At 60.3% G+C, this 25,603-nt stretch carries 31 protein-coding genes; 19 read left to right on the top strand and 12 right to left on the bottom strand.

The window, feature by feature from the left end; genetic code table 11:
- The first annotated feature begins 2 nt into the window (after positions 1–2).
- The 10 genes from GTP45_RS21750 to GTP45_RS21705 all read left to right on the top strand — a co-directional run bounded on the left by GTP45_RS21750 (position 3) and on the right by GTP45_RS21705 (position 8,191).
- The gene (locus tag GTP45_RS21750) at positions 3–872 is read left to right on the top strand and encodes a ParB/RepB/Spo0J family partition protein (RefSeq protein WP_161015932.1); all 870 of its coding nucleotides are present in this window, start codon (positions 3–5) and stop codon (positions 870–872) included.
- Positions 873–1,154: 282 nt separating this feature from the next.
- Entirely contained in the window at positions 1,155–1,520 is a 366-nt protein-coding gene (locus GTP45_RS21745) for an ATP synthase subunit I (protein WP_371874494.1), read from the top strand.
- Between the two features lie 21 nt (positions 1,521–1,541).
- Positions 1,542–2,336 (top strand): F0F1 ATP synthase subunit A, encoded by a 795-nt coding sequence (gene atpB, locus GTP45_RS21740; protein WP_161015930.1) that lies wholly within the window; start codon positions 1,542–1,544, stop codon positions 2,334–2,336.
- A 57-nt stretch (positions 2,337–2,393) separates the two neighbouring features.
- Entirely contained in the window at positions 2,394–2,672 is a 279-nt protein-coding gene (gene atpE, locus GTP45_RS21735; protein ID WP_154375318.1) for a F0F1 ATP synthase subunit C, read from the top strand.
- A gap of 42 nt (positions 2,673–2,714) precedes the next feature.
- Positions 2,715–3,185 (top strand): F0F1 ATP synthase subunit B, encoded by a 471-nt coding sequence (locus GTP45_RS21730; protein ID WP_154358041.1) that lies wholly within the window; start codon positions 2,715–2,717, stop codon positions 3,183–3,185.
- Between the two features lie 2 nt (positions 3,186–3,187).
- Entirely contained in the window at positions 3,188–3,733 is a 546-nt protein-coding gene (locus tag GTP45_RS21725) for a F0F1 ATP synthase subunit delta (protein WP_161015929.1), read from the top strand.
- A gap of 67 nt (positions 3,734–3,800) precedes the next feature.
- A complete protein-coding gene (atpA, locus tag GTP45_RS21720) occupies positions 3,801–5,342 on the top strand; it encodes a F0F1 ATP synthase subunit alpha (RefSeq protein WP_092280728.1) in 1,542 nt (513 codons plus the stop codon).
- A gap of 61 nt (positions 5,343–5,403) precedes the next feature.
- A complete protein-coding gene (gene atpG / locus GTP45_RS21715) occupies positions 5,404–6,279 on the top strand; it encodes a F0F1 ATP synthase subunit gamma (protein WP_161015928.1) in 876 nt (291 codons plus the stop codon).
- A 30-nt stretch (positions 6,280–6,309) separates the two neighbouring features.
- Positions 6,310–7,710, top strand: coding sequence for a F0F1 ATP synthase subunit beta (gene atpD, locus GTP45_RS21710; RefSeq protein ID WP_092280724.1), 1,401 nt, complete (start codon positions 6,310–6,312; stop codon positions 7,708–7,710).
- A gap of 58 nt (positions 7,711–7,768) precedes the next feature.
- On the top strand, positions 7,769–8,191 hold the full coding sequence (locus GTP45_RS21705) for a F0F1 ATP synthase subunit epsilon (protein WP_161015927.1): 423 nt from the start codon (positions 7,769–7,771) through the stop codon (positions 8,189–8,191).
- Between the two features lie 183 nt (positions 8,192–8,374).
- Here the strand turns inward: GTP45_RS21705 and GTP45_RS21700 are convergent, their stop codons facing one another.
- Positions 8,375–8,593, bottom strand: coding sequence for a DUF433 domain-containing protein (locus tag GTP45_RS21700; protein ID WP_161015926.1), 219 nt, complete (start codon positions 8,591–8,593; stop codon positions 8,375–8,377).
- A 109-nt stretch (positions 8,594–8,702) separates the two neighbouring features.
- Here GTP45_RS21700 and tet point away from each other — a divergent pair, with 109 nt between their 5' ends.
- From tet to GTP45_RS21685, 3 genes are all read left to right on the top strand, one after another.
- A complete protein-coding gene (tet, locus tag GTP45_RS21695) occupies positions 8,703–9,890 on the top strand; it encodes a Tet(A)/Tet(B)/Tet(C) family tetracycline efflux MFS transporter (protein WP_161015925.1) in 1,188 nt (395 codons plus the stop codon).
- 76 nt (positions 9,891–9,966) lie between these two features.
- Positions 9,967–10,227, top strand: a complete 261-nt coding sequence (locus GTP45_RS29360; RefSeq protein WP_371874493.1) for a hypothetical protein — start codon at positions 9,967–9,969, stop codon at positions 10,225–10,227.
- A gap of 161 nt (positions 10,228–10,388) precedes the next feature.
- A complete protein-coding gene (locus GTP45_RS21685) occupies positions 10,389–11,018 on the top strand; it encodes a glutathione S-transferase family protein (RefSeq protein ID WP_161015924.1) in 630 nt (209 codons plus the stop codon).
- Between the two features lie 7 nt (positions 11,019–11,025).
- Here the strand turns inward: GTP45_RS21685 and GTP45_RS21680 are convergent, their stop codons facing one another.
- From GTP45_RS21680 to GTP45_RS21655, 6 genes are read right to left on the bottom strand one after another with little or no spacing between them, the layout of a single operon-like run.
- Positions 11,026–11,391 (bottom strand): VOC family protein, encoded by a 366-nt coding sequence (locus tag GTP45_RS21680; RefSeq protein ID WP_161015923.1) that lies wholly within the window; start codon positions 11,389–11,391, stop codon positions 11,026–11,028.
- Between the two features lie 9 nt (positions 11,392–11,400).
- The gene (gene speD / locus GTP45_RS21675) at positions 11,401–11,793 is read right to left on the bottom strand and encodes an adenosylmethionine decarboxylase (RefSeq protein ID WP_161015922.1); all 393 of its coding nucleotides are present in this window, start codon (positions 11,791–11,793) and stop codon (positions 11,401–11,403) included.
- A complete protein-coding gene (locus GTP45_RS21670; RefSeq protein WP_161015921.1) occupies positions 11,790–11,969 on the bottom strand; it encodes a hypothetical protein in 180 nt (59 codons plus the stop codon). Before GTP45_RS21670 ends, speD begins: the two co-directional genes overlap by 4 nt.
- Complete coding sequence (locus GTP45_RS21665; RefSeq protein ID WP_161015920.1) at positions 11,966–13,435, bottom strand: DUF4178 domain-containing protein; 1,470 nt, start codon at positions 13,433–13,435, stop codon at positions 11,966–11,968. Before GTP45_RS21665 ends, GTP45_RS21670 begins: the two co-directional genes overlap by 4 nt.
- A gap of 4 nt (positions 13,436–13,439) precedes the next feature.
- A complete protein-coding gene (locus GTP45_RS21660; RefSeq protein WP_161015919.1) occupies positions 13,440–14,459 on the bottom strand; it encodes an SPFH domain-containing protein in 1,020 nt (339 codons plus the stop codon).
- Between the two features lie 12 nt (positions 14,460–14,471).
- Positions 14,472–14,858, bottom strand: coding sequence for a DUF350 domain-containing protein (locus GTP45_RS21655; protein ID WP_371874492.1), 387 nt, complete (start codon positions 14,856–14,858; stop codon positions 14,472–14,474).
- Positions 14,859–14,919: 61 nt separating this feature from the next.
- Between GTP45_RS21655 and GTP45_RS21650 the strand changes: the two genes are divergently transcribed.
- Genes GTP45_RS21650 through GTP45_RS21640 form a run of 3 tightly spaced genes read left to right on the top strand, consistent with a single transcriptional unit; the run spans position 14,920 to position 18,896 of the window.
- Entirely contained in the window at positions 14,920–16,431 is a 1,512-nt protein-coding gene (locus GTP45_RS21650; protein ID WP_161015918.1) for a polyamine aminopropyltransferase, read from the top strand.
- Positions 16,431–18,041, top strand: coding sequence for an NAD(P)-binding protein (locus GTP45_RS21645; protein WP_161015917.1), 1,611 nt, complete (start codon positions 16,431–16,433; stop codon positions 18,039–18,041). The genes GTP45_RS21650 and GTP45_RS21645 overlap by 1 nt, the downstream gene beginning before the upstream one ends.
- 12 nt (positions 18,042–18,053) lie before the next feature.
- Entirely contained in the window at positions 18,054–18,896 is an 843-nt protein-coding gene (locus GTP45_RS21640; protein WP_161015916.1) for a polyphosphate kinase 2 family protein, read from the top strand.
- Here the strand turns inward: GTP45_RS21640 and GTP45_RS21635 are convergent.
- Positions 18,883–19,908, bottom strand: a complete 1,026-nt coding sequence (locus GTP45_RS21635) for an extracellular catalytic domain type 2 short-chain-length polyhydroxyalkanoate depolymerase (protein ID WP_229258580.1) — start codon at positions 19,906–19,908, stop codon at positions 18,883–18,885. The two genes, GTP45_RS21640 and GTP45_RS21635, sit on opposite strands and share 14 nt — an antisense overlap.
- Positions 19,909–20,036: 128 nt before the next feature.
- Here GTP45_RS21635 and GTP45_RS21630 point away from each other — a divergent pair, with 128 nt between their 5' ends.
- A complete protein-coding gene (locus GTP45_RS21630) occupies positions 20,037–20,642 on the top strand; it encodes a glutathione peroxidase (protein ID WP_161015915.1) in 606 nt (201 codons plus the stop codon).
- On the opposite strand, the gene GTP45_RS21625 is transcribed toward GTP45_RS21630, so the two are convergent.
- Together GTP45_RS21625 and GTP45_RS21620 are read right to left on the bottom strand one after the other, a co-directional pair.
- On the bottom strand, positions 20,643–21,086 hold the full coding sequence (locus GTP45_RS21625; RefSeq protein WP_161015914.1) for a hypothetical protein: 444 nt from the start codon (positions 21,084–21,086) through the stop codon (positions 20,643–20,645).
- A gap of 36 nt (positions 21,087–21,122) precedes the next feature.
- The gene (locus GTP45_RS21620; RefSeq protein ID WP_161015913.1) at positions 21,123–21,548 is read right to left on the bottom strand and encodes a rhodanese-like domain-containing protein; all 426 of its coding nucleotides are present in this window, start codon (positions 21,546–21,548) and stop codon (positions 21,123–21,125) included.
- 97 nt (positions 21,549–21,645) lie between these two features.
- Here GTP45_RS21620 and ftrA point away from each other — a divergent pair, with 97 nt between their 5' ends.
- Entirely contained in the window at positions 21,646–22,599 is a 954-nt protein-coding gene (gene ftrA, locus GTP45_RS21615; protein ID WP_161015912.1) for a transcriptional regulator FtrA, read from the top strand.
- 25 nt (positions 22,600–22,624) lie between these two features.
- Positions 22,625–22,984, top strand: a complete 360-nt coding sequence (locus GTP45_RS21610) for a DUF1428 domain-containing protein (RefSeq protein WP_161015911.1) — start codon at positions 22,625–22,627, stop codon at positions 22,982–22,984.
- Between the two features lie 175 nt (positions 22,985–23,159).
- On the opposite strand, the gene GTP45_RS21605 is transcribed toward GTP45_RS21610, so the two are convergent.
- Both GTP45_RS21605 and slmA read right to left on the bottom strand, forming a co-directional pair.
- A complete protein-coding gene (locus tag GTP45_RS21605; RefSeq protein WP_161015910.1) occupies positions 23,160–25,013 on the bottom strand; it encodes a chorismate-binding protein in 1,854 nt (617 codons plus the stop codon).
- Positions 25,014–25,015: 2 nt separating this feature from the next.
- Entirely contained in the window at positions 25,016–25,591 is a 576-nt protein-coding gene (gene slmA, locus GTP45_RS21600) for a nucleoid occlusion factor SlmA (RefSeq protein ID WP_161015909.1), read from the bottom strand.
- Between the last annotated feature and the right edge of the window lie 12 nt (positions 25,592–25,603).

Below are 25,603 nucleotides of genomic sequence, written 5' to 3'. Positions count from 1 at the left end.
ACATGGCAACTAAAAAACTCAAAGGCCTGGGTCGCGGCCTCGACGCGCTGCTTGGTGGCGACGGCGACCTCAACACTGCGGACGCCAACACGCCGTCGGAACTGAACGTCACCCAGATGCAAGCCGGTAAATACCAGCCGCGTACCCGCATGGACGAGGGCGGCCTGCAAGAGCTGGCCGCATCGATCAAAACCCAGGGCATCATGCAGCCTATCCTGGTGCGCCCGATCGGCAAGGACAAATACGAGATCATCGCCGGTGAGCGCCGTTTCCGCGCTGCGCAACTGGCTGGCCTGGAAGTGCTCCCGGTTTTGGTGCGCGACGTAGACGATCAAGCCGCCGCCGCCATGGCGCTGATCGAGAACATGCAGCGCGAGGATCTGAATCCGCTGGAAGAGGCGCAGGGCATCCATCGCCTGATCACCGATTTCAGCTTCACCCACGAGCAAGCCGCCAACGCGGTCGGCCGTTCGCGCAGCGCCGTGTCCAACCTGCTGCGCCTGATGAACTTGGCGGCGCCGGTGCAAACCATGCTGATGGCCGGCGATATCGACATGGGCCACGCCCGCGCGCTGCTGGCGGTCGACGCCGCGACCCAGATCAACCTCGCCAACATGGTGGTTGCTAAAAGACTATCGGTACGCGAGACCGAGAAGCTGGTCGCCAAAACCGTGGAAGAACTGAAGTCCTCGCCGAAGGAAGCGCGGGTCAAGGAAAAGTCGGGCGATATCGTCCGGCTGGAAGAAGAACTGTCCGACACCCTGGCCACGCCAGTGGTGTTCAAGATGGGGCCGAAGGGCCGTGGTCAAATGATCATCGACTTTGCCGACCTCGACATCCTCGACGGCGTCCTCGCCCGCCTGCGTGCATAAAACAACTCCGGGGTCAGGTCCCCCATTTCTACACGAGCTCGACCATAATCGAAGTTATGGTCGAGCTCGTGTAGAAATGGGGGACCTGACCCCGGAGTTGGCGCCAAGTTGGAAAACGTCTAACTGATTCCAACTTGGTGCAAAGCCATCGGAAATGTTTCTAAAAGCGTCTCATTCGTGCACTAAATGCTCTGCTGCGGTGCAGCATGTTTGACGCGATACATGAAAGACACATATAATCACGCGTCTTTGGAGTTTAATCGGTTTTTAAGGAGGCTCGCAGTGAGTAGTTCGACGAGCATTTCGAAACCGGTGTTCCGAGTCGTCGCCCTCCAGTTCGCCATCGTGACTGGATTCGCCTTGCTCGCCTGGAATATAGGCGGAGTAAACAAAGCTTGGTCGGCCGCCTATGGCGGAGCAATCGCAGTCATCGGGAGTCTGATGTACGCGATAATTGTTGCGCGCGGTTCAAACGACGCCAAAATAGCCTTCCGCGCGCATGTGCGCGCCGAGGTGACAAAGATTTTTATCACGCTGGTGCTGTTCGTGTTGGCACTGGTGTTGTTTCAGTCGGCCTCATGGTTATGGCTGATCTTGGGTTTCGCGGTGGCAACCTTGGCTTACTGGTTTTCACTGCTCGCAATTTAATCACCAAAATCTATTACTTTTATGACCACTGAACACGTCGGGCACGAAGCGCCCACAAATATCGAGTACATTCAGCACCACTTGAGCCACCTGAAGTCGGCCGACGGCATGTTTAACCTGGACACGTTCTGGGTTTCGGCCATTCTGGGCCTGATTTTCCTCGGCGTTTTCTACCTTGCCGCCCGCCGCGCCACCGCCGGCGTGCCAGGCAAGCTGCAAAACTTCGTCGAAGCCGTCATGGAACTGGTCAACGACGTGGTCAACTCGGCTTTCCACGCCAAGAGCAAGGTGATCGCGCCGCTGGCCATCACCATCTTCTGCTGGGTCTGGCTGATGAACGCCATGGACTTCCTGCCGGTCGACCTGCTGCCTAAAATCCTGAGCTTCTTTGGCGTCCACAAGCTGCGTGTCGTGCCGACCGCCGACGTCAACCACACTTTCGGCATGTCGTTTGGCGTCATGCTGTGCATTATTGGTTTCTCGATCAAAGCCAAAGGTCTCGGCGGCTGGGGTAAAGAGCTGCTGACCGCACCATTCCACGCGCATGGCTTCATGGCCATCGTGCTGGCTCCGGTCAACTTCATCTTCCAGATGATCGAGTTGCTGGCTAAGCCACTGTCGCTGTCGCTGCGTTTGTTCGGCAATATGTACGCCGGCGAACTGCTGTTCATCCTGATCGCTCTGCTGCCATGGTGGGCACAGTGGCTGCTCGGTGGTCCGTGGGTAATCTTCCACATCCTGGTAGTGACCCTGCAAGCGTTTGTATTCATGGCGCTGACGGTTGTGTATCTGGCCATTGCGGTTGAGAAGCACTAAATTCGTTTTTAATCTTTTAGTATCTGTAGTCTTTTTTAAATCTTAGGAGAAATTTCAATGCAAGCTCTGATCGCACAAGTACAAAGCATGACCGTTCTGGCAGCCGCTATCATCATCGGCCTGGCCGCTATCGGTACCGCTCTGGGTTTCGCCATTCTGGGCGGTAAATTCCTGGAAGCTTCGGCTCGTCAACCAGAACTGATGCCACAACTGCAAACCAAACTGTTCGTTATCGCTGGTCTGCTGGACGCGATCTCGATGATCGGCGTTGGTGTTGCTCTGCTGTACACCTTCAGCAACCCATTCCTGGCCGCTGTTCTGGCTGCTGCTCAGTAATTTGCTCCACCCTAGGAGAAACTTTTAGTTAGGAGCAAAGGTATGGACATCAATATGTCTCTCATCGGCCAGATGATCACCTTCGCGGTGTTGGTCTGGGTCTCGATGAAGTTCGTATTTCCTTCGCTGAATGCAGCGTTGGATGAGCGTGCCAAGCGTATCGCTGATGGTCTGGCTGCGGCCGACCAAGGCCAGCAAGCAATGGTAGTGGCTGAAAAGCGCGCCAGCGAAGCACTGGCCGGTGCACGCGAAGAAGCTTCGCAACGTGTTGCTGACGCCGAAAAGCGCGCGCAACTGGTCGCCGAAGAAATCAAAGCGAATGCACAAGCTGAAGCCGACCGCATCATTGCGCAAGCTAAAGCCGAAGCCGAGCAGCAACTGGCCAAGGCGCGTGAAGCGCTGCGCGCTCAGGTGGCTGACCTGGCTGTGAAGGGCGCCGAGCAAATCCTCAAGCGCGAAGTCAACGCCTCGGCCCACGCCGATCTGTTGTCGCGCCTGTCTGTCGAGCTGTAATCATGGCAGAAAACGCAACCGTCGCCCGTCCCTACGCGGAAGCTTTGTTCCGCGTAGCCCAAGCAGGTAAGGAATCGTTCAACCTCGCGGCGTGGTCCGAACTGGTGTCTGAATTGGCCCAGATCGGTTCCCACCCGGAGGTGCAAGCATTTGCCCGCAACCCGAAAGCGTCGGCCAGCGATATCGTCGCCGCCTTCAAGGCCCTGGTGAAAACCCCAGTCAACACGGAAGCCAATAACTTCCTGACCATGCTGGTGGAAAATGGCCGTATCAGTCTGCTGCCGGAAATCGGCGCGCAATTCCTGGCGTTGAAAAACGCCGCGGAAGGTGCGGCAGACGCGGAAATCACCAGCGCCTTTGAACTGGACGCTGCGCAAGTTAGCACGCTGATCGCCACGCTGGAAAAGAAATTCAGCCGCAAGCTGAACCCGGTAGTGACCGTGGACCCAGCCCTGATCGGTGGTGTGCGCGTGGTGGTCGGTGACGAAGTGCTGGACACTTCGGTGCGCGCCAAGCTGCAGCAAATGCGTGTTGCACTGGTCGCTTAATCTGCGGCCGGCTTAGAACAGATTCTTCATCTCGCGCAAGCTGAGAGAAACACTTTTAGGAGTTAGTATGCAACTCAACCCATCTGAAATCAGCGAGCTGATCAAGAGCCGTATCGAAGGCCTTGATGGTGGCGCTGAAGTACGTAACCAAGGCACGGTGATTTCCGTCGCCGACGGTATCGTCCGCATCCACGGCCTGTCGGACGTGATGCAAGGCGAGATGTTGGAATTCCCAGGCAACACCTTCGGCCTGGCCATGAACCTGGAGCGCGACTCGGTCGGCGCCGTTATTCTGGGTGCTTACGAGCACATCTCGGAAGGCGACACCGTCAAGACCACCGGCCGCATCCTGGAAGTGCCAGTCGGTCCTGAACTGCGTGGCCGCGTGGTCAACGCTCTGGGTCAACCAATCGACGGCAAGGGCGCGATCGCGACCTCGCTGACCTCGCCTATCGAAAAGATCGCTCCAGGCGTTATCGCCCGTGAGTCCGTCTCGCAGCCTATGCAGACCGGTCTGAAATCGATCGACGCGATGGTACCAATCGGCCGTGGCCAGCGTGAGCTGATCATTGGCGACCGTCAAACCGGTAAATCGGCTGTTGCGGTTGATGCGATCATCAACCAAAAAGGCCAGGGCATGACTTGCATCTACGTTGCAATCGGCCAAAAAGCTTCGACCATCAAGAACATCGTGCGCTCGCTGGAAGAGCACGGCGCGCTGGAGTACACCATCGTTGTGGCCGCATCGGCTTCGGAATCGGCTGCGATGCAGTACATTTCGGCCTACTCGGGTTGCACCATGGGCGAATACTTCCGCGACCGCGGTGAAGATGCGCTGATCGTCTACGATGACCTGTCGAAACAAGCAGTTGCTTACCGTCAGATCTCCCTGCTGCTGCGCCGCCCACCAGGCCGCGAAGCATACCCAGGTGACGTGTTCTACCTGCACAGCCGTCTGCTGGAACGCGCAGCTCGCGTGAACGCCGACTACGTTGAAGCTTTCACCAAAGGTGAAGTCAAAGGTAAAACCGGTTCCCTGACCGCGCTGCCGATCATTGAAACCCAGGCTGGCGACGTTTCGGCGTTCGTTCCAACCAACGTGATTTCGATTACCGACGGCCAGATCTTCCTGGAAACCTCGCTGTTCAACGCTGGTATCCGTCCTGCGATTAACGCCGGTATTTCGGTATCGCGCGTGGGTGGTGCTGCTCAGACCAAGGTCATCAAAAATCTGTCGGGCGGTATCCGTACCGACTTGGCACAGTACCGTGAACTGGCTGCGTTCGCGCAGTTCGCTTCGGACCTGGACGAATCGACCCGTAAGCAGCTGGACCGCGGTGCCCGCGTGACCGAACTGCTGAAACAGAAGCAGTACTCGCCTCTGTCGATCTCGCTGATGGCCGCTTCGCTGTTCGCAGTGAACAAGGGCTACCTGGACGACGTCGAAGTCAAGAAAGTACTGTCGTTCGAAGCCGGCCTGCATGCGTACCTGAAGACCAAACAAGCTGACCTGCTGTCGAAGATTGAATCGTCGAAGCAACTGGACAAAGACGGCGAAGCCGCCCTGTCCGCTGCCATCGCCGACTTCAAGAAATCCGGCGCATTTTAAGTTAGCTTGGCGCTCCGGTTTTTAAACTGGAGCGCCTTCAGCGCAGAAGGAGTAAGGACTCATGGCAGTAGGCAAAGAGATACGTGGCAAGATCAAGAGCGTAGAAAATACGAAGAAGATCACCAAGGCGATGGAAATGGTCGCCGCATCGAAAATGCGCAAAGCGCAGGATCGCATGCGCGCCGCCCGTCCCTACAGTGAGAAGATTCGTAACATCGCTGCTAATCTGGCTAACGCAAATCCAGAATACACGCACCCGTTCCTGGCTGACGAAGCCAAGAGCGAGGCAAAGGCGCTGGGTTTCATCGTCGTTACGACCGACAAGGGTCTGTGCGGCGGCATGAACACCAACGTGCTGCGTCTGGTGACGAACAAAACGCGTGAGCTGGAAGCCGCTGGCAATAAGATTGCTGCAGTGGCGATTGGTAATAAAGGTTTGGGTTTCCTGAATCGCGTCGGCGTTCCTGTGGTTGCGCAAGTAACCCAGATCGGCGACACCCCGCACTTGGAAAAACTGATTGGCCCCGTCAAAGTCATGCTGGAAAAGTTCCAGAACGGCGAAGTTGACGCGGTCTACCTGTGCTACACCAAGTTCATCAACACGATGAAACAGGAACCGGTAGTGGAGCAATTGCTGCCGCTGCCAGCTGCGAAGAAACAGGCTGACGCAGGTAATCACAACTGGGATTACATCTACGAGCCAGACGCGGCAACTGTCATCGATGAACTGCTGGAGCGCTATGTAGAAGCGCTGGTGTACCAGTCGGTCGCGGAAAACCTAGCGTCGGAACAATCGGCGCGTATGGTGGCGATGAAGGCGGCAAGCGACAACGCAGGTAATGTGATCGGTGAATTGAAACTGATCTACAACAAGACCCGCCAAGCCGCGATTACCAAAGAACTCTCCGAAATCGTCGCCGGTGCGGCAGCGGTTTAAACGAATTTAACTATATTTGAAGGAACGAACATGGCTGATGGCAAAATCGTTCAGTGTATCGGCGCGGTGGTTGACGTTGAGTTTCCACGCAACGCGATGCCTAAGGTATTTGATGCCTTGAAGATGGAAGGCTCCGAGCTGACGCTGGAAGTACAACAACAATTGGGTGACGGCATTGTCCGTACCATTGCACTGGGTTCGTCCGACGGTCTGCGTCGCGGCATGCAAATCCAGAACACCGGCAAACCAATCATGGTGCCAGTGGGCAAAGCAACCCTGGGCCGTATTATGGACGTGCTGGGTAACCCAATCGACGAATGCGGCCCGGTCGCTCACGACCAGATCGCTTCGATCCACCGCGCTCCGCCTGCATACGACGAACTGTCGCCATCGCAGGATCTGCTGGAAACCGGTATCAAGGTTATTGACCTGGTTTGCCCGTTCGCTAAAGGCGGTAAAGTCGGTCTGTTCGGCGGTGCAGGTGTAGGCAAGACCGTGAACATGATGGAACTGATCAACAACATCGCTAAAGCGCACTCGGGTCTGTCCGTGTTTGCTGGTGTTGGTGAGCGTACCCGTGAAGGTAACGACTTCTACCACGAAATGGCTGACGCCAAAGTGGTTGACCTGGAAAACCCAGCCAACTCGAAAGTGGCGATGGTTTACGGCCAGATGAATGAACCACCAGGCAACCGTCTGCGCGTGGCGCTGACCGGTCTGACCATGGCGGAAGCGTTCCGTGATGAAGGCAAAGACGTTCTGTTCTTCGTCGACAACATCTACCGCTTCACCCTGGCCGGTACCGAAGTTTCCGCACTGCTGGGCCGTATGCCTTCCGCAGTGGGTTACCAGCCTACCCTGGCCGAAGAAATGGGCCGTCTGCAAGAGCGTATTACCTCGACCAAAACCGGTTCGATCACCTCGATCCAGGCCGTGTACGTTCCAGCGGATGACTTGACTGACCCGTCGCCAGCGACCACCTTCGGTCACTTGGACTCGACCGTGGTGCTGTCGCGTGACATCGCTTCGCTGGGTATCTACCCTGCGGTTGACCCACTGGATTCGACCTCGCGTCAGCTGGACCCGCTGGTGGTTGGCCAGGAACACTACGACACCGCTCGTGCTGTTCAGGGCACCCTGCAGCGCTACAAAGAACTGCGTGACATCATCGCAATTCTGGGTATGGACGAACTGGCACCGGAAGACAAACTGCTGGTAGCGCGCGCACGTAAGATGCAGCGTTTCCTGTCGCAGCCATTCCACGTTGCTGAAGTGTTCACCGGCGCGCCTGGTAAATACGTGTCGCTGAAAGACACCATCAAGGGCTTCAAGATGATCGCCTCGGGCGAACTGGATCACCTGCCAGAGCAAGCGTTCTACATGGTTGGCACGATCGAAGAAGCCATCGAAAAAGCCAAGAAACTCAACTAATTAGTTGCGTTGTTCGCCCCCGCCGCAAGGTGGGGGCGTTCCACCCGATAGGACACACATGGCAAACACTATTCACGTTGACGTGGTTTCGGCAGAGGAGTTGATCTACTCTGGCGAAGCTGAATTCGTCGCGTTGCCGGGTGAGCAGGGCGAGCTGGGTATCTACCCGAAGCACACGCCGCTGATTACCCGCATTCGTCCGGGCGCAGTGCGCATCCAGGTTCCAGGCCAAGCTGAAGAAGAGTTCGTCTTCGTCGCCGGCGGTCTGCTGGAAGTGCAGCCAGGCGCGGTGACGGTGCTGGCGGATACCGCGATTCGCGGCAAGGATCTGGACGAGGCCAAAGCGGTCGCGGCCAAGAAACGTGCTGAAGAAACGCTGGCCAACAACAGCTCCGGCATCGACTACGCCAAAGCGCAAGCCGAACTGGCAGCGGCCATCGGCCAGCTGGCAGCGATCGCCAAACTGCGCGCCAAGCACTAAGCAACGCAAGCAGCACCCACAAAAAAGGCAGCCTAGGCTGCCTTTTTTTATGCATTATCATCAAAGCTGCCTGCTGCTAGCGCCAATAATTTGCCATTTTTGATACCAGCCCAGCCGCATTGACCTACCGTGCTTACTTGGTGTCCGACCAAGTTATGAGCAAACGGGCTTGGCATGGATTCATCAAGCAAGATGCGCATCTCTGCTGACCATCAGTGCGGCTGCTTTTAGCGTCGCCAAGACCTTTTGGCGTGAAACTGTCGGGTAGTGGTCGAGGAAAACCTCGATGGTCTCGCCTGCGCCCAAGTAGTCGAATAGATAGGACACGGGTACACGAGTACTTACAAAGACTGGTGTACCGCCCATGATCTCTGGATCGCTGTGGACTGTTTTCTCTTCCATATGCCCTCCCTGCTGAAATATTACTCCTTTATTTGATTGTGACAGCGGCCACAGCTGGAGAAAAAGGGCGGGCCTATAATCGGCGTCCGTTTAATCAAAAAATAACAAGATGAACCGTGCGCTGCTGACTATTCTTTCCACCGTCGTGCTGAGCGCGATTGGTATTGGGCTGACCATGCCGATTATTCCGCAGTTGATGCGCGATGTCGGCCATACCTCGGAGCTCGGTTGGCGCTTCGGTGCGTTCACCGGTTTGTACGCGCTGATGCAGTTTATTTTCTCGCCCATCCTCGGCATGCTCAGCGACTGCTACGGCCGCCGGCCGATCTTGCTGCTGTCGCTGGCCGGTGCGGTGGTCGATTATATTTTCATGGCGATCGCGCCGTCGCTGTCGCTGCTGTTTGTTGGCCGCGCGATTGCCGGCATTACTGGCGCCAGCATGGCGGTGACCTCGGCCTATATTGCTGACGTGACGCCGGAAGATCAGCGTTCGCGCCGTTATGGCCAGTTGGGCGCGTGCTTCGGCATCGGCTTCATCATCGGCCCGGTGATCGGCGGCCTGCTAGGCGCTTACTGGGTGCGGGCGCCGTTCCTCGCGGCGGCCGCCATGAATGCGCTCAATCTGCTGCTGACCTTGTGGCTGGTCAAGGAATCGCACACCCGCAAGGACGATGCCGCGCCGGCTGAACGCATCAGCTTCAATCCATTGGCTAACTTGCGCTGGGCTGCCAGTTTTAAAGCACTGCTGCCGCTGATTGGCGCATACGTGGTGCTGGTGTTGGTGGGCGAAATCGGCGGCACGATCTGGGTGCTGTACGGCGAGGACAAATTTGCCTGGGATGCGTTAACCATCGGCCTGTCGCTGGCCGGCTTTGGCGCTTTCCACGCAGTAGCGCAAGCCTTCATCGCCGGCCCGATTGCCGAACGCTGGGGCGAGCGCGCTGCTCTGCTGATCGGGATTGTGTCCGATGGCTCGGCGTATGTGATTCTGGCACTGACCACGCACGGCTGGGTGGCATTTGCGTTGATGCCGCTGTTCTGTTTAGGCGGCATCGGTGCACCGGCGTTGCAGTCGCTGGTGTCCGGCAGCGTCGGCTCGGATCAGCAAGGCAAACTGCAAGGCGTGCTGGCCAGTACCGCCAGCCTCGCATCGGTCATTGGGCCGGTCGGCATCAGTACCATCTACTTTTCGTCGCGCGGCAGCTTCCCCGGCTTGGTGTGGCTGATCGGCGCCAGCCTGTACCTGCTCTGCCTGCCGGTCTTGATCCGCAAACCAAGCCCTGCCGCGGCCGCCTAACGCTTCAGCTCACCGCGCAACTGCGGCGGTAGTCGGCGGGCGGCTTGCCGATGAGTTTTTCGAAATCGGTGGTGAAGTGGGATTGGTCGTAGCAGCCCAGTTGCTGGGCGAGCGCGGCGAGGTCGATCTCGCTGCCGGTGGCGAGTTGGTCGGCGGCGTCCAGCAGGCGATTTCGGGATCGACCGTGGCGGGCAGTGCGGTGCGCAAGATGGCGCTGGCGGCAGTCACCATGGCGGCATCGTCCGGCGCCGCGCAGCGTGTACTCAAAGCCGCCCGTCATTACACCAAACACGGCGGTGCGGCCCTCGTCGAAGACGACGTGGATGGCGGCATGTAGAGTTCCAGCCGAAAGACCTTCTCGCCGGCGGCCGGGTTCACCACGCCGCGGGTCGGACGCGGTACACTTTGCAGTGTTGTCATGAGGTATACGCGTTTTTACAAGACCCACATCTTAGCAAGAGTTATCGTGCGTTTTTCACCCACTTACAGGAGAAATTTATGGCGCCGCAACTGACCTTGTACCACTGCCCGCACTCGCGCTCGTCGGGCGTGCTGACCTTGCTGGAAGAACTGCACGCTCCCTACGAGCTGCACGTGATGAATATGAAAAAGGGCGAGAACCGCGAGGCCGCCTACCTGACCGTCAATCCCATGGGCAAGGTGCCGGCCATCCGCCACGGCGATGCCGTGGTGACCGAGCAAGTGGCGATTTACCTCTACCTCGCCGACCTGTTCCCGGAAGCCAAGCTTGCGCCGCCGCTGGGCGACCCGCAGCGCGGTCCCTACCTGCGCTGGATGGCGTTTTACGGCAGCTGCTTCGAGCCGGCCATGATCGACCAGTGGATGAAGAATCCGCCCTCCAACAAAATGGCCTGCCACTACGGCGATTTCGACACCATGTTCAACACCATGATCGAGCAGCTGTCCAAGGGGCCCTACCTGCTGGGCGAACAGTTCACTGCGCTGGACATCCTGTGGAGCACCGCGTTCGGCTGGATGACCCGGTTCGGCCTGCTGCCCAAGCTGCCCGTGATCGAGCAATACGTGGCCCGCGTTCAAGGCCGTCCAGCCGCCATCGCTGCCCGTGAAAAAGACGACGCGCTGGCCGCAGAACAGGCGATTGCTTAACGCGCGCTCAGCGTTTTTCTTCCATCACCGCCAGCAGGTGGCCGTCGGGATCGCGGAAGAAGGCCATCCACAATGCGTGGTCGGGCATCTTGGCGACCAGGTGCGGCTCGCGCTCAAAGGCCACGCCTTTGGCTTGCAGGCCGGCGGCCACGGCCTCGATCTGTTCGACTTTGAAGTAGTGGCAAACGCCGGTGCCGGCGTCGATCTTGTCCTTGCCGCCTTCCAGCATCAGGCGCACGCCGCCGCAGTTGAAGAACACCAGGTCGCCGAAGCGGAACAGCTTGGGCAAGCCCAGCGCATCGCCGTAAAACTGCTCGGCGCGGTCGGCGTTGGTGACGGGGAGGGCGATCTGGCCCAGCGTTGACAATCCCATGGTAGCTCCTTATGGCGGCCCGCGCCGCGAGGTGTGGACGTGTGCGGCCCTAGGCTGCAAGGCCTTCTTGATGAGAGCAAGTGCTAACTCCGGCTGGGCGCTGCCGCACATGAAGATGTCAGCGGCAGCGAAACCGCATTCCGGCCAGGTGTGAATGGTGATGTGCGATTCGGCCAGCAGCACCACGCCGGTCACGCCTTGGCCTTCGCCAAAACCATGGAAATGGCTGAACAGCACGCGCGCTTTTGCGGCGTCGGCGGCATCGCGCAGCAGCTGTTCCAGCGCCGCGCAGTTGCTCAATTTTTCGGCAGCGATGCCGCTCAGGTCAGCCAGCACGTGGATGCCGGATGGCGCGTGGACTACCGGCGCCGGCGCGCCGCCGGGGAGCTGTTCGCGCTTCATTTGTGGCCTCCGCCGCCGGAACCGCCGCCCCAGCTGCCGCCGCCACCGCCGGTGTTCGAACTCCAGGTGCTGCCGCGATAGCCGCTGCCCGAACTGCTGCCGCCGGCCATGCGGATCCAGCTGCTGCCCGAAGTAATCACCGTGACGATGATCGCGTAGATGAAAAATTTACTCATGCCTGGTCGTTGTTATCCAAGAAGATCGCCGGCAGGTAGATGGCCAGCGCGCCGACTGCGCTCAAGAACCACGTGCCGGAAAAATTCGCCATCAGCGGGATCGCGTTCAAAGCCAGCATGAACCAGATCAGGTACTTGGCGGTTTTGCGATAGCGGTTGTTGGCGAACGGCTGCGATCTGGACGGCGCTTTCACGCGGCCTTTGAAGGCGCTGCCGAACCACGCTTTCAACTGGTCGGCCGACACCGGCGAGGAGCGCGACCACGTCATTTCCTGCGCGGTGGTCTCGGCCGCCAGCCGCAACTGGCCTGCCTCGAACTCCGTCACCTGCGTGCGATCGCCGACCGACACGCGCCAATTGAAAGCGCCCACCGCGTAAGTCACCACCGAACCGTAATCGTACAGGCGGATAAATTTGACCTTATCCACAACCACTTCCGGCCAGCCACGCGTGTACGACATCGGCCACGCCGGCAGCACGTTGGCGCCAGACCAGCCTTCGTCGGTCTCCACCAGCCACGAGAAGCCGGCGCGCGGGCCGTACATCAGGTACTCGTTCCACTGCGCGCCTTCATCGTCGGCGCGCCGCATCATGCCGATGATGGTGAATTCCTGATTGTTGATTTTTGCCGTTGCGCCCAGCTCCAGCGTCAGCGGCACCGCGGCCACGCGCTCACCGGCCGCAATCACTTGCGCCTCGGGGCTGGCCGCGTCGATTTGCGTTGCGCAAGATGGGCATATCAGATTGGCCGTCACGCCGGGCAGGTACTTGATCGGGCTACCGCACGAAGGACAATCCAGCGCATCGAGTTTGCCGCGATACCGGCCAGCGGCGCGCTGGATCGCATCATCATCGCGCAGCAGCTGGCATTGTAGGCTGTCGAGCGTGACCGCGATGCCGGTATAGACTACGGGACGCGGTCCATCCGAGTAATCGAGCGTGATGAATTCCACGCCGCGCCGGAAATCTGCCACGCGCGCCTGATAGCCATCGCCCACTTTGAACGGCAATTCGCCTTGGCCGCCGACGCAATCGGCCAAGCGCACTTCGGCCGCCAGATAAGGCGCGCCGTTGATCGGATAATTTTGTCCGGGGACTAGTTGCTCAAATTCCGGCAGCTGCACATCGCCTTGAAACTCGGCGGTGATGGTGTACATGCCGGACGAATCGCCGAGCCAGGAAGTTTTGCCGTCGTCGAAAAACAGATACCACTCGTTCCACATGCCGGCCGAGTAGCGTAGCTGGATGCGGCCGACCACCGTGAACGGCCGCCCACCGAGCACGCCGGAAGTGCCGATCTGGATTGGCGAATAGTCCTCCAGCACGGACGACATCTTGCCCAGATCCTTGACCGCATCCGCATCCTTGAGCACGCGCGTGCTGCAATACTCGCAGACCGCCATGACCGAGGCATGCGAGCGGAATTTGACCTCCGCGCCGCAGCTGGGGCAGGAAACGACTTGCACGCGATTAGCCGATCAGTTTTTTCAACAGTTCGGCCTTGGCGCTGTCGTAGTCGGCGGCCGAGATCAGGCCTTTGTCGAGCAGCCCTTTGAGTTTTTCAAGGCGCGCTTCGACGGAGTCTTCAGCCGGCGCAGCGGCAGGCTGCGGCGCCAGTGCCGCGCCCATACTTTGACCAATCACCTGACCGACCGACAGCCCAGCGCCCAGCCCCGCGCCAATGCCGGCCAAGCCGCCTTCATTCCCCGCCGCCAGCGGAATTGAACTGGCGACCTGGTACTTGGTGAAGCCGGCCATTTTGTCAGCGCTCATGCCGCCCTTCATGCCGGCGGAGATGCGCTCATCAAGCGCCGCCTGCAATTCCTCGGGCAGGCTGACGCTGGCCACATTGAATTCGTCCAGCGCGATGCCGTAACGCGCAAACGCGGTGGTCAAATCGCCTTTCACCTGCTGCGCCATCAAGGCCTGATTGGCCGCCATATCGAGGAACGGCACTTGCGATGCGCCGAGCGAATTGGCCATGGTCGCCAGCAGAATGCCGCGCAGCTGTTCTTCCACCTCGTCGCGGGTGTAGCTCTCGCGCGTGCCGCTGATCTCCGTGAAGAAGGCGCGCGCATTGGTCACGCGGTACGAGTACATGCCGAACGCGCGCACGCGCACCATGTCGAAATCTTTATCGCGGATAGTGATCGGCTGCGCCGTGCCCCACTTGCGGCCAGTCTGCACGCGGGTGCTGAAGAAGTACACGTCCGATTTAAACGGCGATGCAAACAGCTTGTCCCAGTTTTTCAAGTTGGTCAGCACCGGCAAGGTCTGCGTGGTGAGCGTGTGGGTGCCGGGGCCGAAGACGTCGGCGATCTGGCCTTCGTTGACGAACACCGCTACCTGCGATTCGCGCACCACCAGCTGGCCGCCGTTCTGAATCTCTTGATCGGCCATCGGATAGCGCCACGCCAGCACGCCGTCGGTGTCTTCGTTCCATTGCAGTACATCGATAAACTGCTTCTTGATAAAGCTGCCGATACCCATGATGAACCTCGCTTACGAAATGCAGGCGCCGTTGATAACGCCGATGGAAATGGAGATGGCGGACAGCAGGCCGCCAAACGCAGTGTTATTGGCTTCGATCTGGTCTTTCGACATATTCAGCACGCGGGTGGTGATGGCGTAGGCCAGCATCTGCACCACCATGGCGCCGAAGGCCCATGCGAAGAATTCGCGGTAATCGGCAGTATGCATCAGCGCCGAACCGATGGTGATGGAAAAACCTATCAGCGCCCCGCCCAGCGATAGTGCTGCTGCTTGGTTGCCTTGGCGGATCAGGGTGATCTCGTCAAAAGGCGTCATCCAGCTATAGGCTTTGAAGAACACCGCCAGCAGCACGGCGGCCAGCAGCAGATGGATCAGATAGTTTAGGATGGCGGGCACGGCGCACCTTCAGGTAAAGTGGCGAATTGACAATTCGTTGATAATAAAGCAAACGAGCTAAATGACCAAAAAGATTCTGATCCTGTCTGTCTTCGTGGTGGCCTCCTGCGGATTGGCGTATGAGCTGATCGCCGGCGCGCTGTCGAGCTATTTGCTGGGCGACTCGGTGCTGCAATTTTCTACCATTATCGGATGCTACCTGTTTGCCATGGGCGTCGGCGCGCATTTCTCTAAGTACGTGCGCGATGAGGATGTGCTGTCGCGCTTTGTCGATATCGAACTGGCGGTAGGCTTGGTCGGCGGCTTGTCGGCGGCGGTGTTGTTCCTGACTTTCTCGTGGATGCCGGCGCCATTCCGCACGCTGTTGTACACTATGGTGTTTTTGGTCGGCGCGTTTGTCGGCATGGAGGTGCCGCTGGTGATGCGGGCGCTGAATGAGCGCAAGACGGAGTTCAATGAATTGGTCAGCAGGGTGCTGACGTTTGATTATCTTGGGGCGCTGGCGGTGTCGCTGTTATTCCCGCTGGTGCTGGCGCCTTATCTTGGTTTGGTGCGCACCGGATTTTTGTTCGGGATGCTGAACGTCGGCGTGGCCCTGTGGACAATCAAGGCTTTTTCCACAGAGCTGAAAAATGTCACCGGCCGCATGCTGCGCGCTTGCGCGGTGATGTGCGCGTTGGTATTCGGTTTCGCCTTTGCCGACAAGCTCACTTACTGGGGCGAGCATGGTTTGTTCGGTGACGAAATCGTCTACGCCACCACTACGCCCTATCAGCGCCTGGTGATCACCAAGTGGAAGGACGATACGCGCCTCTACATCAACGGCAATCTGCAATTCTCTTCGCGCGACGAATACCGTTATCACGAGGCGCTGGTGCATCCGGTGCTGCAACCTTTGCCGTGGGCGAAGCGCGTGCTGGTGCTGGGCGGCGGCGATGGCCTCGCGCTGCGCGAGATTCTGCGCTATCCGAATATCGAGCACGTGACGCTGGTGGATTTGGATCCGGCCATGACGAACGCCTTCACGCAGCGCGAAGAACTGGTCAAACTCAATCACGGCTCCTTCAGCGACAAGCGCGTGCGCGTAGTGAATGCCGATGCAGCCATCTGGTTGCAGCACAACGACGATATGTTTGATGCGGTGATTGTGGACTTCCCCGATCCTTCCAGCTTCGCGCTTGGCAAGCTGTACTCGGTGCCGTTCTACGGCATGGTGCGCAAACACTTGTCGGCGAATGGCTTGATGGTGGTGCAATCGACGTCGCCGTTCTTTGCGCCACATGCTTACTGGACGATCGACGCCACCTTGCGGGAGGTTGGTTTGAAAACGCATCCGTATCACGCCTATGTGCCGTCGTTTGGCGAGTGGGGCTTCATTCTCGCCACGCCGCAAGCGGACTACACGCCGCCGACCAGTTATCGCCTGCCGATGCGCTACCTGAACGCCGACACCACGCGCGAGATGTTCATCTTCCCGCCCGATATGAAGCCGATGGCGATGGAGCCGAATCGCCTCAACACGCAGTCGCTCGTGCATGAATTCGAGCAGGACTGGCGCCGGGTGATCCGCTGATGCTGCGCCGATCCTTTCTCGTGTGGGCTGGCGCTACCGGGCTGACTGCGGCCGGTAGCGGTCTCGCTTTCCAGCGCTGGCAGGAGATTACGCCGACGCTGCATTATGTCGGCCGCGACGAAGGCCACTTCCTGCGCGACCGCCGCGCGCTGCCGCCGCCATCGCAGGTTATCCACACCGATATTGCGATTCTTGGCTCGGGCGTATCCGGCCTTACCGCTGCGTGGAAGCTGAAAAAACTCGGCAAGACCGATGTGCTGATGATCGACGGCCCGCAGCCTTACGGTAACGCGGCCGGCGGCGCCTTTGGCGAGTACGAATATCCGACCGGCGCGCACTACCTGCCGCTGCCATCGCCGGAATCGACGCACGTGCGCGAAATTCTCGCGGATCTCGGCATCATCCAAAAAGATGCGATGGCCGAGAAGCCTTACTACGACGAGCGCTTTATCCTGCACGCACCGGAAGAACGCCTGCTGTTCAACGGACATTGGCAGGAAGGCTTCATCCCGACGGACGGCGTGCCGCAGTGGGAGCTCGATGAACACCAGCGCTTCTTCGACGAGGTGCACCGCCTGCGCCAACTGCATGGCGCGGACGGCCGCCGCGTGTTTGTGTTCCCAACCGTGATGTCGTCGGAAGACCCGCAATGGCAGGCGCTGGATCGCATCACACTGAAACAGTGGATGGATCAAAATGGCTACAAGTCGCCGACGCTGCACTGGTACTTGAACTACTGCTGCCGCGACGATTACGGCACCCGTTACGACAAGGTCTCGGCGTGGGCAGGGCTGCATTACTACTGCAGCCGCTGGGGCCAGGCCGCCAACGCCGGCAACGGTGCATGGCTTACGTGGCCGGGAGGCTTGCAGCCGCTGGCTTCCGGCATGGAGCGTGCGGCCGCCGTCAAGCGCATGGCCGGCACCGCGGTGTCGCTGAAAAAAACAGCAGATGGCGTGGAAGCCCTGTGCTTCAAACTCGAAAACGGCAAGCCGGCCAGTTACCTGGTGCGCGCCCGCAAGGCCATTTGTGCGATGCCGACCTACGTCGCGGCGCGCGTGGTGGAAAATATTGGTGACTATGGCTTTGACGCCGCCAGGCATGCGCCGGAATATGCGCCGTGGATGGTGGCGAACTTCCTGCTCAAGCGCTTCCCGGACGAGCTGCCGAGCCAACCGCTGTCGTGGGATAACGTGGTGTACGGCGAGCCAGGACTGGGCTTCGTGGTCTCGACGCACCAGGACATCCGCGTGCAGCCGCCAGAGAAAACGGTGTTCAGCGCCTACGTCGCGCTGTCCGACCGCAAGGCCAGCAGCGCGCGCGGCTGGATGGCGTCGGCCAAGCCGGAGGAGTTGCTGGCGCTGGCCAGCGCGGATTTGAAAACCGCCTACGGCGCGCAGTTCGCGTCGTGCGTGGAGCGGGTCGACATCACCTTGCGCGGCCACGCGATGGCGGTTCCTTGGCCTAACTTCCGCAGCAACGCCGGCATGAAGGCGCTGCGTGAGGTCGATGGGCCGATCCTGTTTGCCCACGCCGATTTATCCGGCTTCTCGGTATTCGAGGAAGCGGCATGGTGGGGCTATCGCGCAGCACAGCTGGCGGCTAAGTGATATGCTAAACCGATGACACACAATGCCCGCCAGCGCTTCCGCGCACCCACAAAACTCAAGCTGCGCGACGAGGACGCGGACGACGCGACCTTTTCCAGCCGCGCCGCCAATCCCAAACTCGGCAAGTCGCGCGGCAAGGCGCTCGATCATGAACGTACGGCCGCGCTGATCGACCGCATCGCCGCCTTGCAGGACAAGCTGTACGCGCAGCGCAAGCAAAAAGTGCTGCTGATTTTGCAGGGCATGGACACCTCCGGCAAAGACGGCACGGTGCGCGCCATGTTCAGCGGAATTAGTCCCATGGGCTTGCGCGCGGTAGGCTTCAAAGCGCCGACCGACACGGAGCTGGCGCATGATTACCTGTGGCGCGTGCACCAGCATGTGCCGATGCTGGGCGAAATCGCCATCTTCAACCGCAGTCATTACGAAGATGTGCTGATCACCCGCGTGCAAGGGTGGATCAATGACGCCGAGTGCAAGCGCCGCTACGCGCAAATCCGCGATTTCGAGCGCATGCTGGCGGAAACCGGCACCGTGATCGTCAAGGTCTTCCTGCACATTTCGAAGGAAGAGCAGCGCGAGCGCTTGCAAGAGCGTTTGGATGACCCGGACAAGCAGTGGAAATTCAACCCGGAAGACATCAAGCAGCGCGCCAAGTGGGATGACTATCAGCGCGCCTATGAAAAAGCCATCCGCGAAACCGATGCGCCGCATGCGCCTTGGTACATCGTGCCGGCCAACTCCAAAACGCATCGTAATTTGGTGATCGCCAGCCTGCTGCTGGAAACGCTGGAAGGCATGGATCTCAGTTATCCACCGCCGCATCCCGACCTGTCTTCGTTCACGGTGGAGTGAGTCCGGTCAGCCGGTTGATCATGCGCTTCACGGCCAGCATCTGGCGGCCGGTTTTTTGCGCGTAGCGCGTGTCGTCATAGGCGAACCAATCCCAGCACGCGTTGGGATTGGTGTAAGTGGCGCTGGCCTGTGGATAAAGTATCAGTATCCGATTGGTGTCGGCCCACGCGTTGTAGCCGGCATGACGCACGAAGGTGGCGCCAATGCTGTCCGGGTCTTGCTGGCAGCCGTGGAAGACCACGTGCAGCTTGCAGCCTTGGCCGCCGCTGTTGCCATCGCAGGCGGATGGAATGTACAGGTAGCCGGTATCCGCCATGCCGTGCCACGTTGGCAGTGCGATGAATTCCGATTGGTTGAAGGTGAGGAAGCGGCCGTTCAGCGTACCGCTGTTGCGCGCGGAAAGCGGGCCGTAGATCCAGTTTAAAAGCTCGCCGGCTGCGTCGTAATTGCAGTCGTTGATATAGGGCGTGCCGAGTGTGAGGCAGTTGTTGCCGTAGGCGTCGGTCGGCATCGCGTGTTCGGCGTTGAGATTGCGCTTGTAGGCGATGCGGTTGGCGTCGATGTAGTGGCGGTAGTAGGTTTGCAGGTCATTCATTACCGGCTGCGGGACGACCGAGTCGGCCGTGCCGGAGAATAGCCAGATCCGGTGGCTGGCCATGGCGCTGGTCGGGTCGATGGTTTGCGAGGCGGCGAACCAGTCGGTGATGGCGATCAGTTCGCTGACGCGGGTGCCGCCGGGACGCACGCGGCAAGTGAACAAGTCGCTGGTGCAGCTGCAACGGGTGGTGGCGGTGAACACGCTGCCTTGCGAGCAGAAGTAGGGGCCGCCGGCGACGACGCCAGCGCCGATCACCGTGCGCGAGTAGGCTACCTCGAACTGCACCGCCATGAATGCGCCGGACGACAGGCCGGACACGCTGACTTGCCCGGCACGCATGGCGGGCAGCGATGCCACCTGCGCCTGCACGGCGCTTGCCCAAAGCCAAAGCAACAATATCCACAGAATTCGCATAGCCACCTCCGTCGCTGTGCGATGACGGTAACTCCGGGGCGCTTACTTTGCTTAATCTGGGTCAATCGTGCGAGGGGCACTAATTTGGACTAGAATGAATTTTCTTTCATTCTTTCCTTCCGACCACCATGTCCAAGACCATCGCCCAGCTGTGCCTCGTTTCCTCGCTGACCGTGCTGGCCAGCGCCTCCGCCTTTGCGCAAGCGCCGGCCGCCACCTCGGCCGCTCCGGCTGCGACTGTGGCGCCGGGCAGCTGCCCAGCCATCCTCAAGCAAACCTTCAAGCGCCTGCAAGACGACAGCCCTCAAGACCTGTGCCAGTACGCGGGCAAGGTGATTCTGGTGGTCAACACCGCCAGCTACTGCGGCTTTACCAACCAGTACGAAGGCCTGGAAGGCCTGTACGCCAAATACGGCAGCAAGGGCCTGGTGGTACTGGGCTTCCCATCGAACGATTTTGGCCAGCAAGAGCCGGGCTCCAGCAAGGAAATCGCCGATTTCTGCTACAACACCTACGGCGTGAAATTCCCGATGTTTGCCAAGTCGGTGGTGTCGGGCAAGGAACCTAACCCGCTGTTTGCCAACCTGATCAAGATCACCGGCAAAGCCCCGGCGTGGAACTTCCACAAATACCTGATCGACCGCCACGGCAACGTCGTGACCAACTTCGGCAGCAAGACCACGCCGAACGACAAGCAACTGGTCAGCGCCGTGGAAAAAGCGCTGGGTTCCTGATCAGCGCTTGGCATTGGCCGCTTTGCGCAGGTCGGCCGGTAACTCGCTGACCGGGCAGTAGCGATAGTTGGTGATGTTGCCGGCGATATTCTGCTGGAAGGTCAGTGCATTGTCGACCGTCACCTGCTGACGCTGGATACTACGCGGCGCTGACCCGTCGCCGGCGTCGATGCACGACTGTTTCACCGTATATTTCCTGCCTTGCCGCTTAATTACCGTGGCCTTGCAGGATCGGGTATGTGCGGTGGAAATGCCCTTGCCGTCATATTGACGGATGGCGGCATTGGGCGGCGTGCTGCATTCGGAGCCTTCCGCAACATAGATACCCGGCTTCAGGCGATACACGCCGCCCGGTTTCGGCGTCGTGTCTGCGCTGGCCGACGCCGCTCCTGCGATCGCTATCAGCACTGAAAATGTGGCCCATCGGCTGCTTGTCTTGTACATTACTCATCCTTCCCTTCAGTTGCAAACAGCCACAGTTTATAGCGCCGCTGGCGGATGGTCGCGCCCGTTTGCCACGGTGGCCAGGGCAAAGCCCTCATCCAGCCAACCGGTAATCCCGCCCGGCATCACCTTGACCGGGCGGCCCAACTGCGCCAGCCGCACGGCGGCACGGGCCGCGCCGTTGCAGTGCGGGCCGGCGCAATACACCACGAACAGCGTCTCGGCCGGGAACTCGGCAATCTTCGAGCCGATGATCTTGCGGTGCGCCAGATCGAGTGCCCCCGGTACGTGGCCGGCCGCGTACTTCTCCGTGCCGCGCACATCCAGTAAAACAAAGTCCTGCTTGCCGCTGGCGAGCGCATCGTGCACGTCCCAGCAATCGGTCTCGAAGCTGAAGCTGGCTTCGAAGTGGGCGAGGGCGGCGGCGCTGTCGGCGGCGGGGATGGCGGTAACGAGGGACATGCTGAATCTCCTGTAGTGGTAAGCGATGGCCTCATTGTGCGGTCGCCGCGTCACGGCCAGAAGTGGCGCACATGCCATTCTGCGGTAAGATTACGCCATGAAAAAACATCGCGTGGTGGCGCTGGCTTACGACCGGCTGTGTACTTTCGAGTTCGGCTGCACGGTCGAACTGTTTGCCTTGGATCGCCCGGAACTGGGCGTGGACTGGTACGACTTTGCTGTCTGCGCAGTGGAGCAGGGGCCGATCCGCGCCGCCGGCGGCATCACCGTGCAAGCGCCGTACGCGCCGGAGCTGCTGGCGCTGGCCGACACCATCGTCATTCCCGGCTGGCGCGATGCCGACGAGTTGCCGCCGCCGCAATTGCTGGAGTGGATACGCGCCGCCCACGCGCGCGGCACGCGCCTGTGCTCGATCTGCTCGGGCGTGTTCGTGCTGGCCGCCGCCGGCGTGCTGGACGGCCAGCGCGCCACCACGCACTGGCGCTACGCCGAGCGCCTGGCGCGGCGTTATCCACAAATCCAAGTCCAGCCCGACGATTTGTATGTGGATAACGGCCAAGTTATCACCGCCGCCGGTTCGGCTGCCGGCCTGGACATGCTGCTGCACCTGGTGCGGCGCGATCATGGCGCCAAGGTCGGCAATATGGTGGCGCAGCGACTGGTGGTGGCGCCGCATCGCGAGGGCGGGCAGGCGCAATTCCTGCCGCGTCCGATGGCGCAGGGCGAGCAGGGCAGGTTGTCCAAGCTGATGGATTGGCTGCGCACGCATCCGGCCAAGCCGCACACCGTGGCCAGCATGGCCGAGCGCGCGGCCATGAGCCCGCGTACTTTGCAGCGCCAGTTTCAGCAGACTACCGGCTTTGGGCCGATCGAGTGGCTGATCCGCGAGCGCGTGGCCATCGTCAAGGAAATGCTGGAGGAGCCGGATGTGCCGCTGACGCAAATTGCCGAGCGCGCCGGCTTCGGCTCGGAGGAATCGCTGCGCCATCATTTCCGCCGTCTTGCCGCCACGACACCGGGCGCTTACCGCAAGCGCTTCGTGCTACGCTGAACGTCCCAACTCCAAGGAGACAGCCATGGCCTACGTAGACGGTTTCGTGATTCCAGTGCCCAAGGACAAGCTTGAGGCGTACAAGAAAATGGCGCTCGAGTGCGGCGCGGTGTGGAAAGAATACGGCGCGCTGTCATTCCGCGAAAACGTGGCCGACGACGCGCCGGTCGGCAAGCTCACGTCCTTCCCGCAAAGCGTCATTTTGGAGGAGGGCGAGGTGGTGGTGTTCTCGTGGATCACCTACGAATCGCGCGCCCGCCGCGACGAGATCAACGAGAAGGTGATGAAAGACCCGCGCATCGCCAGTTATATGGATCCGGCCAACATGCCGTTCGACGGCAAGCGCATGATTTACGGCGGCTTTGAGACGATGATCGATTTGTAGCAGCGGGGTTGACGCTGCCTGTCGCCTTAAAAGCGCGCGGCACCGGCCCAACCCGCACACCGCTAAGCTCAGGGTCAGACCCCGTACGGGGTCTGACCCTTCCGTTCGGGGTACTAATACCAGCACACCTGTTGGGTATCAACTATGCTGCATCAGACGTAACCCAACACCAGCCTCATTTAACGATGGCGTGCACGGCGCCGCGCAGGGCGTTGCAGATGACGATGTCGTCTGCCGCTTCCAGCATGGCACGGGTGATCACGGCTTCGCTGGCGCTCCAGTCTGGATCGTCCAGCAACACGCTGCGCATTACGCCCGGCAGCACGCCGCTGCTTAACGGTGGCGTGAGCCAGCGGCCATTCACCCGTACCAACACGTTGCTGCGGCCCCCTTCGGTTAATTCCCCGCGTTCGTTGAAGAACAGGGTGTCGAAGGCGCCTTGTGCTTCGGCGTCGCGCCAGGCGGCGTCGTAGCGCGCGCGGATGCTGGTTTTGTGGCGCAGGAATAGGTCTTCGCTGTTTGTAAAATCACTGGCGTCGTCGGCCAGCAGCACGCGGACTGGCCCGGCGAGTGTGGCCAGCGGCGCATGCTGCACCGAGAACGCGCCCGATGGACTGATCGCCAGCCGCACGCGGTAGGCTGCGTGTTCCGGCTCCAGCATGGCGCTGGCCGCGTCCATGTAGGCGTTGGCCGCTTTCTCATCCCACGGGAAACCGAAGTAGACGGCCGATGCAGCCAAGCGCTTGAGATGGCGCTCGCGGTGGCGGATGCCGCCGGCCGGCGTAGCGTACATGGTCTCAAAAATATCGAAGTCGTTTTGCAGGCCGGTGAGGAAGCGCGCCTTGAGTTTGCACTCGGCGTATTCTTCCAGCGCGTTGCTGTCGAAGACGATGCCGGCGCCGACGCCCATTTCACCTTTGCGCACGCCGTCCGCACCTTCTGCTTGCAGCGTCAGGGTGCGGATCGGAACCGACATGCAGAAGTCGCCCACCTTGCCGTCATCACGCGGATCGAACCAGCCGATGGCGCCGGTGTAGATGCCGCGCGCATCCGGCTCCAGCTCGCGGATGATTTCCATGGTGCGGCGTTTCGGCGCGCCGGTGATGGAGCCGCAAGGGTAGAGCGCATCGAAGATGTCGTTCAGTGTGGCGTCGCCGCGCAGCTGCGCGGTGATGGTGGAGGTCATCTGCAGCACGCTGGCATAGCGGTGCACCTCGAACAGTGCCGGTACTTCCACGCTGCCTGTCGTGGCCACGCGCGCGATGTCGTTGCGCAGCAGGTCGACGATCATCAGGTTCTCGGCGCGGTTCTTTGGATCGGCGGCGAGGTTGGTGGCGCGCAGGATGTTTTCTGCCTGCTGCGCCGGCGGTGCAGCAGGCGCCGTGCCTTTCATCGGACGCGCGGTCAGCACGCCATCGGTGTGGCGCACGAACAGTTCCGGCGACAGCGACAGCACGGCGGTGCCGTCATCCAGTGCGATCAAGGCGCCGTATGGGACGGGCTGGCGGCCGCGCAAACGCGCGTACAAGGCATGGATACCGCCGAACGCATCAAAACGCAGCCTGTAGGTGTAGTTGACCTGGTAGGTGTCGCCGGCCGCAATGTAGTCGTGAATGCGCGCCAGCGCCGCGCTAAACGCGTCCTGGTCGATGTTGGGACGGATGCCTGCAATGCCTGCTGGCCGTTCGATCGGGAAGGAACGCGCGGCCAGCCAGTCGCCTACCTCGGACGGCGACAGCAGCGCGCAGTCGTTAAACAGCAGCACTTGCGCAAGAGGCGCATTGGCATGGCGCGCACGGCGCGGCGCATCGAGCGCCAGCAGTTCTTCGCCCAACTCATACGCGCACACTGTCACCGCGTACTCGCCGCGCGCGAGCGCCACCTGCATCTGCTCCAGCACCTGCGGCCATTGTGCGATGTCGTCGCAGCGCAGCGTGCCGGTGTGGCCGGTGTAGAGGCGGGAACGGCTGCCGGTCTGTGTGGCTTCCGGGCTGGCGTCGTCCAGCAGGGCGAATACTTCGGTGTTCATTGTTACGATAGCAGCAGGGTGATTTGCACCGCCGCGTCCTGCGACGGATTGTGTTTGAAGCCGCTCTTGGCGTAACGGTGCCAGCGGCCGATGACGAAACTGGTCAGCATACCGGCGCGCGCCGTCACATCGGCCTCGTGCGCCGTGCCTTCGCTGGCGGCCACGCGCAGCGCTTGTTTCAGCGCCAGCTCCACGCGGTCGTAGAACTGGTTCATGCGCAGTTGCAGGCGCTCGTCTTCATTGACCAGCGCATCGCCGATCAGCACCCGCGTCATGCCGGGATTCTGGCTGGCGAAGTTGAGCAGCATGGCGACGATGTCGCGCGCCTGCGCAAGGCCGTCCTCCTGGCGGTCGGCGATCTGGTTAATCAGGCCGAATACGCTGGACTCGATAAACTCGATCAGCCCCTCAAACATCTGCGCTTTACTAGCGAAATGCCGATACAGCGCGGCCTCGGAAAATTCCAGCTTGCGCGCCAGCGCAGCGGTGGTGATCTTGTCGCCCTTGGGTTGTTCCAGCATCTCTGCCAGCGCCTGCAGGATTTGCAAACGGCGCTGGCCTGGCGGTGTGCTTGCCATATGATCTCGCAG

Origin of the sequence: Duganella rivi, assembly GCF_009857435.1 — a bacterium.
Taxonomy (GTDB): domain Bacteria; phylum Pseudomonadota; class Gammaproteobacteria; order Burkholderiales; family Burkholderiaceae_D; genus Rugamonas; species Rugamonas rivi.
Note: the sequence above shows the minus strand (reverse complement) of the source record. Positions and strands in the feature narration are given on the sequence as shown.